12 protein-coding genes are annotated in these 13,801 nt (G+C 60.4%); all 12 read right to left on the reverse strand.

Translation table 11 applies throughout. The annotated features are described in order from the left end of the window. Nucleotides 1-39: 39 nt before the first annotated feature. Entirely contained in the window at nucleotides 40-1,572 is a 1,533-nt protein-coding gene (locus HMPREF1219_RS04195) for a YifB family Mg chelatase-like AAA ATPase (protein ID WP_016459261.1), read from the reverse strand. After that, nucleotides 1,559-1,906 carry a YraN family protein gene (locus tag HMPREF1219_RS04200; protein WP_040426884.1) on the reverse strand — a complete coding sequence of 116 codons (348 nt, stop codon included), beginning with the start codon at nucleotides 1,904-1,906 and terminating at the stop codon, nucleotides 1,559-1,561. The genes HMPREF1219_RS04195 and HMPREF1219_RS04200 overlap by 14 nt, the downstream gene beginning before the upstream one ends. Nucleotides 1,907-2,430: 524 nt before the next feature. Then, nucleotides 2,431-2,736 (reverse strand): DUF2469 domain-containing protein, encoded by a 306-nt coding sequence (locus HMPREF1219_RS04205; RefSeq protein ID WP_016459263.1) that lies wholly within the window; start codon nucleotides 2,734-2,736, stop codon nucleotides 2,431-2,433. Continuing rightward, the gene (locus HMPREF1219_RS04210; protein ID WP_016459264.1) at nucleotides 2,733-3,404 is read right to left on the reverse strand and encodes a ribonuclease HII; all 672 of its coding nucleotides are present in this window, start codon (nucleotides 3,402-3,404) and stop codon (nucleotides 2,733-2,735) included. Before HMPREF1219_RS04210 ends, HMPREF1219_RS04205 begins: the two co-directional genes overlap by 4 nt. A 3-nt stretch (nucleotides 3,405-3,407) precedes the next feature. Beyond that, nucleotides 3,408-4,145 carry a signal peptidase I gene (gene lepB, locus HMPREF1219_RS04215; protein WP_040426886.1) on the reverse strand — a complete coding sequence of 246 codons (738 nt, stop codon included), beginning with the start codon at nucleotides 4,143-4,145 and terminating at the stop codon, nucleotides 3,408-3,410. Between the two features lie 167 nt (nucleotides 4,146-4,312). Beyond that, nucleotides 4,313-4,657: a 50S ribosomal protein L19 gene (gene rplS, locus HMPREF1219_RS04220; RefSeq protein ID WP_016459266.1), complete on the reverse strand. Its 345-nt coding sequence runs from the start codon at nucleotides 4,655-4,657 to the stop codon at nucleotides 4,313-4,315. Nucleotides 4,658-4,774: 117 nt separating this feature from the next. Next, a complete protein-coding gene (locus HMPREF1219_RS04225; RefSeq protein ID WP_040426888.1) occupies nucleotides 4,775-7,126 on the reverse strand; it encodes a Tex family protein in 2,352 nt (783 codons plus the stop codon). 260 nt (nucleotides 7,127-7,386) lie between these two features. Further along, the gene (locus HMPREF1219_RS04230; RefSeq protein WP_016459268.1) at nucleotides 7,387-8,628 is read right to left on the reverse strand and encodes a hypothetical protein; all 1,242 of its coding nucleotides are present in this window, start codon (nucleotides 8,626-8,628) and stop codon (nucleotides 7,387-7,389) included. A 584-nt stretch (nucleotides 8,629-9,212) separates the two neighbouring features. Beyond that, on the reverse strand, nucleotides 9,213-10,436 hold the full coding sequence (gene trmD / locus HMPREF1219_RS04240; RefSeq protein WP_016459269.1) for a tRNA (guanosine(37)-N1)-methyltransferase TrmD: 1,224 nt from the start codon (nucleotides 10,434-10,436) through the stop codon (nucleotides 9,213-9,215). Nucleotides 10,437-10,491: 55 nt separating this feature from the next. Beyond that, a complete protein-coding gene (gene rimM, locus HMPREF1219_RS04245; protein ID WP_016459270.1) occupies nucleotides 10,492-11,001 on the reverse strand; it encodes a ribosome maturation factor RimM in 510 nt (169 codons plus the stop codon). A 232-nt stretch (nucleotides 11,002-11,233) separates the two neighbouring features. Further along, complete coding sequence (gene rpsP / locus HMPREF1219_RS04250) at nucleotides 11,234-11,764, reverse strand: 30S ribosomal protein S16 (protein WP_016459271.1); 531 nt, start codon at nucleotides 11,762-11,764, stop codon at nucleotides 11,234-11,236. 385 nt (nucleotides 11,765-12,149) lie between these two features. Beyond that, complete coding sequence (ffh, locus tag HMPREF1219_RS04255) at nucleotides 12,150-13,790, reverse strand: signal recognition particle protein (RefSeq protein ID WP_016459272.1); 1,641 nt, start codon at nucleotides 13,788-13,790, stop codon at nucleotides 12,150-12,152. Nucleotides 13,791-13,801 lie beyond the last annotated feature (11 nt).

Consider the following 13,801-nt stretch of genomic DNA (forward strand, 5'->3'; position numbering starts at 1 on the left):
GTCCGCCGGCATCCCACTGAGTCGGGTACGAGGAATCGCTCATGCTGCCACCTCCCACGAGCCGTAATCGTGCAGTTCCAGAGCCTGTGCGACATGGTCAATATCAGGCACCTCGGCTCCGGCGAGATCGGCAATGGTCCAGGCGACTTTCAACGTCCGGTCCACTCCGCGCTGGCTGATCGCCCCCTTGGCCAGGTACACCGCCAGGTACTCCATCGCTTCCTCATCTGCCGGATACTCGCGCCGCAGCCACGCGCCATCCACCTCCCCGTTACTCAGGGTTGGCCGCCCGGCCCGCGCCCAGCGGTGTCCGGCCCTCCCCCGCGCCTCGATGACGCGATCTCGGATCATCGCCGTGGATTCCTGCACATCACTGCGGATGACCGCACCCCGGGCGTGGGTACACACGATCATGTCCAACCGGTCACGCAATGGCCCGCTCACATTGTTGAGGTAGCGGGCCCGGGCGTTGGCGGAACACCTGCACGCTGACGGTTCCTCCGCCCCGCACTGGCACGGGTTGGCCGCCATGATGAGCTGGAACCTGGCGGGAAAATACACGTCCCGGCGCGACCTAATGAGTCGCACGTACCCCTGTTCCAGCGGGGTGCGCAGACTATCGAGGATTGCTGCGGGGATCTCCGAGACCTCGTCGAGGAACAACACACCTCTGTGCGCCAGAGACACCGCACCGGGAACGGGGTTGCCGGATCCGCCTCCGATGAGAGCGGCCCGAGTCACCGAGTGGTGTGGTGCCACGTACGGTGGGCTCATGATGGGACCGTTGAATGCCTTGCCCGCCACTGAGTGAATCGCGGTGGCCTCGAGCTTCTCATCCGGCGTAAGCTCGGGCAGGATTCCCGGCATCCGCGCGGCGAGCATAGATTTTCCACTGCCCGGTGGGCCGATCATGAGAAAATTGTGCTTGCCGGCAGCGGCGATTTCGGCTGCTCTACGCGCCTCGGGCTGGCCCGCGACGTCGCGCATGTCCAGCAACTGCTTGTGGTTTATTGGCGGGTCAACCTCACCTCGGTCGATGGGCTCCCACTCCTCGTCCCCGGTCACGCAGCGCACGACCTGGGCCAGTGACTCGACGCAGAAGATGTCGATGTCCTCGCAGAGGGCGGCCTCGGCGGCGTTCTCCGCGGGGATGACCACCCTGGTAAAGCCCGCCTTCTTGGCCGCGAGGATGGCGGGTATCACCCCGGCGACCGGTCGGATACGCCCGTTGAGGCTCGCCTCGCCGAGGAACATGGTGGTGGTGAGGATCGTCTCGGCGTAGGCATCGTGGTCGGAGGCGAACAGGATGGATAGGACCATGGCGAGGTCGAAGTGTGAGCCCGATTTCTTGAGCGCCGCCGGCGAGAGGCTGACGATGATCTTGGTTTTGGGCCACGCCAGACCCGAGTTCTGGGTGGCGAGTTTGATGCGGTCGCGCGATTCTGCGACGGACTTATCCGCCAGTCCCACGATGTATGTGCCGGGGAGCCCGGGCCCCACGTTGGCCTCCACATCGACGATGGTGGCTGTTGCCCCCTCGAACGCGACGGTGACGGTTCTAGCAAGCGCCACGGTCGACCCCCTTGAAGCAGGTGACGGTGCCACCGATGATTTCTACAACGTCGAAGCGGATCGGCCGGTAGGCCTTCCCCTCAAGCCAGCGCATGGCGGCGCGGTGCACCCGCCGCAGTTTGGTCGGTGTGACGGCTTCCGCGCCGCCCATCACCCCCGTCGTTCGCGTCTTGACCTCCACGAACACGGTGGTATCACCCTGCTGCATGATGAGGTCGATCTCGCCGCACGTGTACCTCACGTTGGCGGCTACGAACGTATAGCCTTTTTCTTGGTAGTACCTGCGGGCACGGGTTTCCCCCCGTTTGCCCACTAACACATTTTTGGTGCTCATGTCTCCCCGGTTTGTCTCGTTGCACCGGTTGCGGCGACCGTGGCTCAGTGTGAGGCACAGGTACAAGCCGTGGCGGTGCGGTGGTGGTATTCCCCGGTTGCGCGGCGCGCAGCCGGTGGTGCCAGTATTGCGCACACCGGCCTCGCCGTCACCCCTCCATACTGTTCCCTGTGGATAACCCCCTCTTTCGGAACTATTGGTAGGAAAAATTTATCCACAGGCTCAGGTTCCGCCTCCTCGCCACACCCCGCCGAGGGAATCTGCGGTGGGTCACGCGTTCCGGCTACGAGCGAGCAGTATCCCTCCCCTGACTCACCTTCCTCCCCGAAGAGACCTCCGGCCTTAGTTTTTTTTCGCCCCTCAGCGAAAGCAACCGCACAGTCCCACGCTCGCGGAAGCCCTAAAAGAGGGCTCAACAAAGGCACTGGCTGAGAAAAAAGGGGTACGTTCACGTACCCCTGGCTTGTCGACGCTCCCCCGTCGCTAGTGTCCGGGTTTGCTGTCCGTTGCGGTTGCCCCGCTAATTAGTCCGGAATCACCATTTCGGGTTTGTCCAGCTCCTCGATGTTGACATCCTTGTAGGTGATGACACGCACGTAACGCACGAAGCGGGCGGCGCGGTACATGTCCCACACCCAGGCGTCGGACATGCGCACCTCGTAGTACACCTCGCCCCCCTCGGTGTGCGGGATCAGCTCAACGCCGTTAGCCAGGTAGAAACGTCGCTCAGTCTCGACAACGTAGGAGAATTGGCTCACCACGTCCCGGTACTCGCGGTACAGGCTCAGTTCCACTTCTGCTTCGTAGTTTTCCAAGTCCTCAGAACTCATGATTGCACTTCCATCCAGTCACTATGGGCACGTTGAACGTTGGAATAACTATATCTATGAATGGGGCTTGCACCGTGGTGGCGCACCGCATCCATGTGTGTGGCGGTGCCATACCCCTTGTGGGAGGCGAACCCGTAGTCGGGGTATTCCGTATCGTATTCCACCATGATGCAGTCCCGGGAATACTTGGCCAGCACGCTCGCAGCGGCGATGCAGCGCGCGGTGGCATCGCCCCCAATGATGGGCAGCGAGGGCTGACTGAACCCGGGGACCCACCAGGCATCGGTAAGCACATACCCCGGATGGACGGCGAGTGACCCGACGGCCCTGCGCATCCCGGAAATATTCGCCTCGGTCACCCCGAAAGCATCGATATCCTCAGGCGAAATGTGAATGATGCTCCACGCTGTAGCGTATTTCTTGATGAGCGGGTAGAGCAGCGCGCGACGGCGCGGGGTGAGCTTCTTCGAGTCGTCGAGAAGCTCCAGCTCCGGAATGTACCGGGGCGGGAGGACACACGCGGCGATTGTCATGGGACCAGCGCACGCGCCCCGGCCAGCCTCGTCTACTCCGGCAACCGGTCCCAACCCAGCCCGGTCCAGCGCGACCTCGTAGGTGCGCATCCCCTTGAGGGGACGCACCGGCCGACCGCCGTATGTAGTGAGCACTTGCTACTTCGCGGCCTCGAGCTGCTGTGGCTGAATCGGGTGATTATCTACGCCGCCGATGCGGTTGACTGGGAGGATAATCGCCTGCACCTTCCCACGAATATTTTCCTTTGGAATCGTGCCTTGGAGAGCATCGCTCATATGGTAGCGAGAATCCAGCGAGTTGGTACGGTTATCCCCCATCATGAAGAAACTATCCTCAGGCACCGTCACCGGGCCGAAATACGGGCCGCCGCACGCATCGGAGCCACTCGAGGATTCCACCGGGTACGCCGGCGGGTTGAGCGTGTAGGAGGAATCAATGAGCTCACCATCAACCTTGACACCCTCGTCACCGGGGAGACACTGGATGGTCTGCCCCTCCTTTGCCACGATGCGCTTGACCAAATCGTTTTCATCCGGTGCCACGAGCCCCACCAGGGAGCCCGCGTTCTGGAGCCCCCTCACCACGGGATTATCCGAGCGGTTGGACACGAAGTTGGTGTTCCACGCGGGTGTCCCCTTGAACACGACAACATCGCCGGGCTCGGGGTCGGTGAACGCGTAGGAGACCTTTTCTACCGCGATGCGGTCGCCCGTGCAGCCCGCGCAGCCGTGGAGAGTGGGCTCCATCGACTGGCTGGGGATGAGGTAAATGCGCCCCACAAATGTATGGATTAAGAAGACAATAATCAGCGTGGTGATAATGACGATGGGAATTTCGATGTACCACGGCTGCTGGGGCTTTTCTTGCTTACTCACGTTGGCACATAGTACCAGCAAAAAACCCAGCGCCCCACACAGCGGGGACACTGGGTTACGTTTGCAGATCGCTCACGCCGCCTTGCAGGGCAGACCACTCTCTACGTTTTCACCGTGTGAAAACGCCGTGTACCGGGCGGTTCCTGCGGGAGGGGGCGCGGTGATTACTAGCGGCGCTCCTTGATGCGGGCCGCCTTGCCGCGCAGGTTGCGCAGGTAGTACAGCTTGGCGCGACGGACCTTACCGCGGGTGACAACCTCGATGGAATCGAGGTTCGGGGAGTGCACCGGGAAGGTACGCTCGACACCGATGCCGAAACTCACCTTGCGGACGGTGAACGTCTCACGGATACCACCGTTCTGGCGACGGATGACGACGCCCTTGAAGTACTGCACACGAGTGTTGGAACCCTCGATGACCTTCACGCCAACGTTGACGGTGTCGCCGGGACGGAACTCCGGGATATCGTCGCGCAGGGATGCTGCATCAACCTTGTCAAGGATGTTGTTCATTTAAAGAACCCTTTCAAACTTGCTAGGAAAGAGGAACCTAGCGGCGCTTCCGGCTTCCCGGTGCTCGGCTGGTTCATATCCGTTACATTAACCTTTGGGATTGTGCCACACGAACGGCTATTTCCCAAATCCTGCCCGGCGCAGCGCGTCCGCCATGGAACCGCCGGTACCACCGTTACCACGGGCCCCACGCTTTCCGACGGATCCCTGGTCACGGTTTCCGCGACGACCTCTGTCACCGCGTCCGTCGCGTCGGTCCTGTGCGTCACGACGGTCGCGCTGTGAGGTCTTGCGCTTGTCCGCGCCTCCGCGCCGCTGCTTGTCGCCCGCGCCCGGTTCGTCGTCAAGCCTGAGGGTGAGCGAAATGCGCTTGCGGGGCACATCCACATCAAGCACCTTGACCTTGACCGTGTCGCCGTTTTTCACCACGTCGTGCGGGTCGGACACGAAGCTGTGGCTCATCGCCGAGACGTGGACGAGCCCGTCCTGGTGCACTCCCACGTCCACGAACGCGCCAAAGGCCGCCACGTTGGTGACGGTGCCCTCGAGGATCATCCCCGGGGTGAGGTCGGAGACGGACTCCACGCCCTCCTTGAAGGTGGCGGTGTGGAAATCGGGGCGCGGATCCCGGCCCGGCTTGTCCAGCTCATCAAGGATGTCCTTGACAGTGGGCACGCCGAAGGTCTCAGTGGCGAAGTCCGCGGGGTTGAGTTTGTGCAGCACACGGGTGTTTCCAATGAGCTCCTGCACGCCCACGCCGCTACTCTTGGCGATGTCCTCCACCACCGAATAGGCCTCCGGGTGCACCGCAGAGGCGTCGAGCGGATTGTCCCCGCCGCGGATACGGAGGAAGCCGGCGCACTGTTCGTAGGCCTTGGGCCCGAGCCGAGGCACGGAAAGAAGATCCTTCCGGGCGCCAAAGGCCCCCTTCTCCTCTCGGTATGTGACGATGTTCTTTGCTAGCGTCGGGGTAATGCCCGCCACCCGGTTGAGGAGCGGCACCGAGGCGGAATTCAAGTCCACCCCGACGGAGTTCACGGCATCCTCTACCACCGCGTCCAGGGTGTGGGCAAGCTCCGTCTGGTTCACGTCGTGCTGGTACTGCCCCACGCCGATGGACTTCGGATCGATCTTCACCAGCTCCGCCAGCGGGTCCTGCAGCCTGCGGGCGATGGACACCGCGCCGCGCAGCGAGACGTCCATGTTTGGGAACTCCTTGGCGGCCAGATCCGATGCCGAGTACACGGAGGCGCCGGACTCGCTGACGACCACGGGGACGGGTTTTTCTCCCCCGGCCTTGCCAATCATGTCCGCCACCTCACGCGCAAGCTTGGTTGTCTCCCGCGAGGCGGTGCCGTTGCCAATGGCGATGAGCTGCACGTGGTGCTCCGCCACGATGGAGGCGAGCTCCATGACGGCCTTGTTCCACTGGTTTTGTGGCTGGTGCGGGTACACGATGGTGGTTGACAGCACCTTGCCCGTGGCGTCGACGGTGGCGCACTTCACGCCGTTGCGATAGCCGGGGTCGAGCCCGAGCACGGACTTCTGCCCTGCAGGCGCGGCAAGCAACACGTCGCGGAGGTTGACCGCGAAAATGGCGAGGGCATCCTTCTCCGCTTTTTCGCTCATCCGCATCCGCACGTCGAGCGCCGCAGACACCTCAAGCTTGGTCTTCCACGCACGATGCACGGCGTTGTCGAGCCACTCGGAGTGCGGATAGCCGGCGTGGTCAAACACCATGGATTCATAGAGCGAATCGTCTCCCCCGTCCAGCTCCATCCGCAGAACGCCTTCCTTTTCACCGCGCAGGATGGCCAGCACCCGGTGGGAGGGCATGTCCTTAGCGGGTTGGGAGAACTCGAAGTAGTCCTGGTATTTGGCTCCTTCCGCTTCCTTGCCCTCAACCACTCCGACGACTGCCGTGGCTTCCTTGGCGAGCTCGTCGCGCAGGTCGCCCACGAGGTCGGCGTTGACGGACAGGTCGGCGGCCAGGATGGCGCGCGCCCCGTCAAACACCGCTTTGATGTCCTCGTACCCCTCGGTGACATACCGCGCCGCGATTTCCTCCGGGTCTGCTCCTGGCTTGTCGACGATCTCCTCCAGCGCCGCGCCAATTCCGGCCTCGCGGGCTTTATCCGCTTTGGTTTTGCGACGCTTCTTAAACGGCAGGTACAGATCCTCGAGGCGAGCCTTGGAATCGCACTCGAGGATGAGGGCGCGCAGCTCATCGGTGAGCTTTCCTTGTTCTTCGATCGACGCGAGGATCGTCTGCTTCCTGTCTTCCAGCTCGCGCAGGTAGTGAAGGCGTTCCTCCAACGTGCGAAGCTGTGTGTCGTCGAGCCCGCCGGTTATTTCCTTGCGGTAACGGGCGATAAACGGGACGGTGTTACCTTCGTCGAGGAGCCGAATTGTCGCCTCTACCTTGGCAACGTCCACCCCCAGTTCGTGTGCGATAGTCGCTGCAATCATTCGCCCAATTGTAGTGACTACCATTTCGGATTTTCCCGTCGGGCCACTCGTACTAAGAAAATGTACTGCTTCCCTCACCCAGTTGTGTCTGCGGGTGCGTCCTCACCAGATGCCTCTAGCTACCATTCTCCGCAACCGAGTTCTTCGCCTCACTAAGAGGCCTGGTCAAGTCCGCTGCGATTCTCGCAGCCCACACACAAATAACGGAGTGCAAAATATCATTTTCGATACAACGAGCCAGACAGATCCCCACTCGGGTTCTAGATTCCGCTCCCCGGCGGGATGATCTCAATTTCCTGCACAGATTGTCTAAGGCTGTTATCTGACTTAATTTCGACCCTTGTCAACATACGGCCGGTCTGCCGATCGTATGCCGTGAATGGAAGCATATCTGGGTCGTTCGGGTCATACCAGGGTGCGACCACAACCATTTCGGGAGTTATCGAATACACATAGTTGTTACCATCCGGGATAATTTCGGCACTCCATGGCGATTCAAACTTTCCGGAGACGAAATCATAGTCCAGCGTCTTTCCCTCACTTGAGACCCCTTCCATCCTGGTTTTCCCTCGGGAAAACTGTCCCTTTGAGAACTCCAATAACTTGGCTGGTGCTGGTGCGTACGAAGCTGTTTTATTCGCAATATCGATTGTCACCGAAATATTTTCACGATTTTCCCAAAACTCCGTCGGATCGGTTTCCGGGGCATCTATCAAAGCGACAAGACTTTCACCCGGACCACACCCCATCAAGTGAACGATGAGATCTGTAAAAACTGTCACCCCGGCTTCGCTGTCTATGGTCCCTGGAATACCAGACTTAAACAGCGGTTCGCCGATCACCCAATCATGTGATAGCTCATACACAGCAATCTCATTCGGAAGAGCATCGTCCTTGGACAACACGGTGGTCGCAATGTAACGCTTGTCACCACAGAACGCTACCGCTGAAGAATTACCAGAAATACTGACAATATGGATGTCTCCGCGTCGTCCGATAAAGGCGTAATCAACCCACCACCCATTCTTATCCTCACGAGTGTGAGGAATGCTCGTCACCGCATAGCCAAAGCCTTCAATCACAGCCGACTTCACCCCATCAAAACCGGGGAAATCACGTTTTTCCTGCAATTTCCCCTCCCAGTTGTAAGTCCGCAACGCACGTCCAGTAACAACAACGAATCCACCATCAACTGGAACAGCTGTGAACTCCTCACCATCAGTGGGCACAAGTGCAAGAGGAGTCAGCACACCATCCTTGAGAAGCCGTATATCTGCAATTTCATTGTGGATCCCCGAGTTATTCTCACGCAGGGTAACTAACAGAGGCGGCCCCTGCCATGCAGATGCAGGCATGTCATGTCGTTCAGACGGAATTGAATCAACGACAATAATGATCGCGACAATAAGAAGCAGCACTAAGAAAACAGCGCCGCACCCACAGCCCAACCGGCGAGTCCAACGAAATACACCATCACGGTGTTTTTTACCATTACTGACCACGACTTAATACTCCTGTAACAACGGACTACTCACAATATCGAAAGGAAACACACTCGATCCTCCGTTGGAATCCAGATCAATCGAGGGAGTAGCAGCGTCGTACGAACGCCACATACCCCGCCCCTCCACCAACCGCTGTTGCCTCACCCACAACCGCGTCATCTGAACCGAGAACTGCACTCTCCTCCACAGCAGAAGAAAACGCACCGACATGCGACTCCTCAGCACCAGCCCCTGAAGTCCCTGCAAAGGTCAAACATGCCACCACACAAACACACAAAACCCTTCGCATAAGAAGTCTCCTTCAGTAAAACTGCCTGTCATTTACAGCCTAAAACCACTTTTCCCCCCAACAACATGACAAAAATCACACATACTCATCGCAGGAACACACACTCAGCGCAGGATCTAGCCGGCTACCGCACTACAGGATCCTCACACTGAACCGGCTGCAGTGGCTTTGAACGTACCTACCTCACCTGCGATCCATCCCCTGGTTGCCTCATAGAACGGGATTCCCCGGACCGTGTCGACGCGTACGCGCTGTCTTGTGGGCAGTCTTCATTGAGCTGGGGGCACGGGTGTTAGGCCTGGGGTGTGCAGCCGTCCGAGGCGACGTTGAGCGGGGCGGAGACGAGTGCTGGCATAGTGGTGCCCATCCACGGGGTTCCCGCGGGGAAGAGCTCCATGACGTAGCCGGTGATCTCCTTGGCAGGAGCAAGCGAATCCACGAGGATGTCCAGGGTGAACACTTCCTCACTGGTGGCAGGGCGATCGTGGGTGCGCTCAAATTCGTCGATGAGCGCGTGGCTCGGGTCGCACGCGAGATTCATCGGGGCGGTCTGAACATCGGAGACGAACACGTTATGGCGCTCCAGTGAGCCTTCCAACTTCGCGAGCGCCGCATCCAAGTCCCGCTGGCGGACGAGCACCTGCATCCGGGTGCGCAGCGGGTACTGCGCCGCGCCTAGGCGGATGTCCTCCTTGCTGAGCTTGCCATGCTCGATGAGGTCAGCGAAGATATCGGGGCGCACGCGCGCCGTCTTCTTCACCGCCTCCTCGTGGTGGAACTGGGCAATACGCTTGTGGTTGCCACTTGTCAGCGGCTCTGGCACTTCCATGCCCCGCCACACCCGTGGCTTGGTGTAACTCGGGCCTTCGAGAAGACCGTGCGAGAACGAATCGTCCTCGTGGGACTCGCTGTTGCCCAACACGCCGGGGATGAGACGGACCATCGCCTCCGTCATGACGAGCACGGCAACCTCGCCGCCGATGAGGACGTAATCGCCAATGGAGACCTCCTTCACGCGGGCGTAGCGCTGAGCATCGTCGATAACTCGCTGATCGATCCCCTCGTAGCGCCCGCAGGCGAAGATCACGTGGTCCTCGTTGGACCATTCCCGCGCCATGTCCTGCGTGAACGGCGTCCCGGAGGGAGTGGGAACAATAAGCAGCGGACGGTGGTCACCGCTCGTGCTGGCCAGGCTATCGTAACCACGCGACTGAATATCGTGCACCTCATCGTGCCGTGGCTGACCACGGTGGAGCTCCGCCGAATCGAGTTCCATTCCTGTCGCTTTACCCGCAACGACATCCTCAAGGGCGTCGCCCCACACCGTGGGCAACATGACCATGCCGGGCCCGCCTCCGTAAGGAGAATCGTCCACGGACTGATGCACGCCAGATGCCCAGTCGCGGAGGTTGTGCACGTCCACGCTCAGCTGCCCGTCCTCGATCGCCTTGCCCAGCAGCGCGTGGCGCAACGGGTCGAGGTATTCAGGGAAGATGGTGATGACGTCAATTTTCACGGCGTAAAACAGACCTTTCGTGGCAAAGATGGCAGAGCAGGGGTGAGAAAGGAGACTACAGATCCAACAGGCCGTCGGGAGGCGTGATCGTCGCGGTGCGCTCGTCGAGGTCGATGGCCGGGACGATGGCGTTAACAAGCGGAATGAGGACCTCCCGGGAGTCCTCGTCGAGGGTGACGGTAAGGAGCGTTGCGGCTGGGCCGTGGGTGACATCGGTGACCGCACCGATCGCCTTCCCCTCGTGGATAACGGTGAGTCCCTCAAGCTCATGATCGTAGTAGCCGTCCTCTGCAGGGTCGTGCTCCAGCGGCGGGGCAAAGAACTGCGTGCCACGCAGGGACTCCCCCGCCGTGCGATCCGGGATCTCCTCAAACTTCACCAGCAGACGCCCCTGGTGTGGACGGAAGGACTCGATGGTAAGGTCCCGCTCGCGCCCGCCACCGGCACGGCCGTGAAGAACGGCACCCACGAAGAAACGCTTCTCCACCTCGTCGGTGGTCGGTTGAACCACTACCTCGCCTTTGATGCCGTGGGTTTTCACCACATGTCCGATTCGGTACTCCATGCGTGACATTCTACTGTTAACCACGCCGACGAGAACATGGCAGGGCTTTCGCCACAACCCCAATACGTGAGTCCACATAGCTGGGGTTGAAAAAATTTGGGTTTCCTGAAAGTCACGGCGAGCTGCAGCAGGAATCGGAAAAACCAGTGTGCGCGACCTCTTCGCCGTTACTTGCAGCAGCAAAAAGGCACCCACCGTGCGGCGGGTGCCTTGTATGAGCTAATCGCGAAGACTACTCGGACTTCTCCTCGTCCTTAGCCTCTTCTGCAGCCTCTTCAGCGGGAGCCTCGGTGGTCTCCTCAGCGTCGGACTCAGCCTTGGCCTCTTCCTCGGCTTTCTTCTTGGCAGCAGCCTCAGCGGCTTCCTTCTCTTCCTTAGCCTTCTTCTTCTTTTCGGTGATGGCCTCGGCGGTCGGGCCGTTGTTGGCCTCCTCGAGAGCCTCGTTGAAGATGTCCAGCTTGGAGCGCTTCGGCTCGGCAACCTTGAGGGTGCCCTCGGCGCCCTCGATGCCCTTGAACTTCTGCCAGTCGCCGGTCACCTTGAGGATGGCGAGCACGGGCTCGGTCGGCTGTGCACCGACACCCAGCCAGTACTGTGCGCGCTCGGAGTTGACCTCGATGATGGACGGGTCATTCTTCGGCTGGTAAATGCCGAGGTTCTCGATGACGCGACCGTTGCGGCGACCACGGGAATCCTGGACGACGATACGGTACTGGGGGTTGTGCAGACGTCCGATACGGGCGAGCTTGATCTTCACAGCCATGGTGAAAACTTCCTTTGTATGTCACTGGGCAGTACAGCGCCTACAACGTGGCAGGCCGGTTTCAACCCTTCAAAATGTACAGTTCCACAGTTTTCACGTGGTGACAGCGGGCCGGTTGCAGCCAGCGGTGGCAGATACTTGTGAGCCATGCCGTGGACAGCGTCGATTCCCGCTTTTCACGCGAAAACTGAGTGTTGCCATAGACAACTTGAAGTACTATACACGTTCGGCGGTCAGCAGCTCAAATCGCATGACGCGCTAAGGCGAGCGCCGGCCAGCGCAAACAACGTGGCCCACGAGCCGATCCAACCGCACTGCAGAAAAACCCACCATGCCGCCGCAGCATTGGCGACACGGTGAGTTGTTCAACTACTGTGTGGAGCCTCTATTTAGGGAAGCCGAACTTCGTCGGATCGATACCGCCCATGCCCGGGAAGCCCTTTCCACCCATGCCGGGGAAGCCCTTGCCCAGGTTGCTCAGGTCCGGCATGCCGCCGTTTTCTTCCATTTCCTTCTGCAGTTTCTGCAGCTCCTCCATGGACGGCATCTTCGGTGCAGTAGGCTGCTGGTTCTGTTGGGCCATGGAACCAAACTGGCGCCTGTTCTTGCCCTTCTTCCCCTTCTTGCCCTTGCGCTTGTTCTTCTGCTTCTTGGTAGCAGAACGGTTGAAGCCACCCAGGCCCGGCATACCCATCTGGCCTGCCATCTTGCCCATCATCTTCTTGGCCTCGTTGAAGCGCTCCACCAGCTGGTTGACATCCTGCACCGTGACACCGGAGCCGTTGGCGATGCGCTTACGGCGCGACGCGTTGAGGATCTTCGGATCGGCCCGCTCCTGAGGAGTCATACCACGAATGATGGCCTGGATGCGGTCGAGCTGCTTCTCGTCCACCATGTCCGCCATCTGGTTCATCTGCTTGCCGCCGGGCAGCATCTTCAAGATGTTGGAGATCGGCCCCATGCGCCGAACCATGAGCATCTGATCGAGGAAATCCTCCAGCGTCAGCTCTCCGGAGCCAAGCCGGGTGGCAGCTTCAAAGGCTTTCTCCTGGTCAAGGTTCGCCTCGGCCTGCTCAATGAGGGAGAGGATATCGCCCATGCCGAGGATGCGGGAGGCCATGCGCTCGGGGTGGAAAACGTCAAAATCGTCGAGCTTCTCGCCGGTGGAGGCGAACATGATCGGCTTGCCGGTCACCTCACGGATGGACAGGGCCGCACCACCACGGGCATCGCCGTCGAGCTTGGTGAGCACCACGCCGGTGAAATCGACACCATCGCGGAAGGCCTGCGCGGTTTGCACCGCATCCTGGCCGATCATCGCGTCGATGACGAAGAGCACCTCATCAGGGTTGATGGCATCGCGAATGTTGGAAGCCTGGCGCATGAGCTCTTCATCGATGCCCAGGCGACCGGCGGTATCGACGATGACCACGTCGCGCTGCTGGCGCTTGGCCTCCTCGACACCCTGCCTGGCCACGGCCACGGGGTCACCGTGGGACGTGCCCATCTCGTGCTCGGTGGTGTCCAGCGTGGTGCCGGGGTCCGGCGCGAAGGTGGGAACGCCGGCGCGCTCGCCAACAATTTGCAGCTGCTGAACGGCACCGGGACGCTGGAGGTCACAGGCAACCAGCATCGGGGTGTGTCCCTGGGACGCCAGGTGCTTGGCCAGTTTGCCGGCCAGTGTCGTCTTACCGGCACCTTGCAGGCCCGCGAGCATGATGACCGTCGGAGGGGTCTTGGCCAGCTGGAGGTGGCGGGTCTCGCCGCCGAGGATCTGAACCAGCTCCTCATTGACGATCTTCACCACCTGCTGGGCGGGATTTAACGCCTGGGAAACATCCTGACCACCGGCACGCTCCTTGATCCGCTTAATGAACCCACGCACGACGGGAAGGGACACGTCGGCCTCAAGGAGAGCGAGGCGAATCTCCCTCGCTGTGGCGTTAATGTCAGCCTCGCTGAGCTTGCCTTTTCCTCTAAGCCCGGTGAGCGCATCGCTCAAGCGGTCTGACAGTGATTCAAACACTCGACTTACAT

It is taken from the genome of Corynebacterium pyruviciproducens ATCC BAA-1742, from assembly GCF_000411375.1.
GTDB classification, from domain to species: domain Bacteria; phylum Actinomycetota; class Actinomycetes; order Mycobacteriales; family Mycobacteriaceae; genus Corynebacterium; species Corynebacterium pyruviciproducens.

What these genes read in the sequence shown, in the direction of transcription:
- rimM (WP_016459270.1), bottom strand. Translation starts at nt 11,001, where the DNA reads ATGGAGTACCGAATCGGACATGTGGTGAAAACCCACGGCATCAAAGGC.
- HMPREF1219_RS04200 (WP_040426884.1), bottom strand. Translation starts at nt 1,906, where the DNA reads ATGAGCACCAAAAATGTGTTAGTGGGCAAACGGGGGGAAACCCGTGCC.
- HMPREF1219_RS04205 (WP_016459263.1), bottom strand. Translation starts at nt 2,736, where the DNA reads ATGAGTTCTGAGGACTTGGAAAACTACGAAGCAGAAGTGGAACTGAGC.
- rpsP (WP_016459271.1), bottom strand. Translation starts at nt 11,764, where the DNA reads ATGGCTGTGAAGATCAAGCTCGCCCGTATCGGACGTCTGCACAACCCC.
- rplS (WP_016459266.1), bottom strand. Translation starts at nt 4,657, where the DNA reads ATGAACAACATCCTTGACAAGGTTGATGCAGCATCCCTGCGCGACGAT.
- HMPREF1219_RS04225 (WP_040426888.1), bottom strand. Translation starts at nt 7,126, where the DNA reads ATGATTGCAGCGACTATCGCACACGAACTGGGGGTGGACGTTGCCAAG.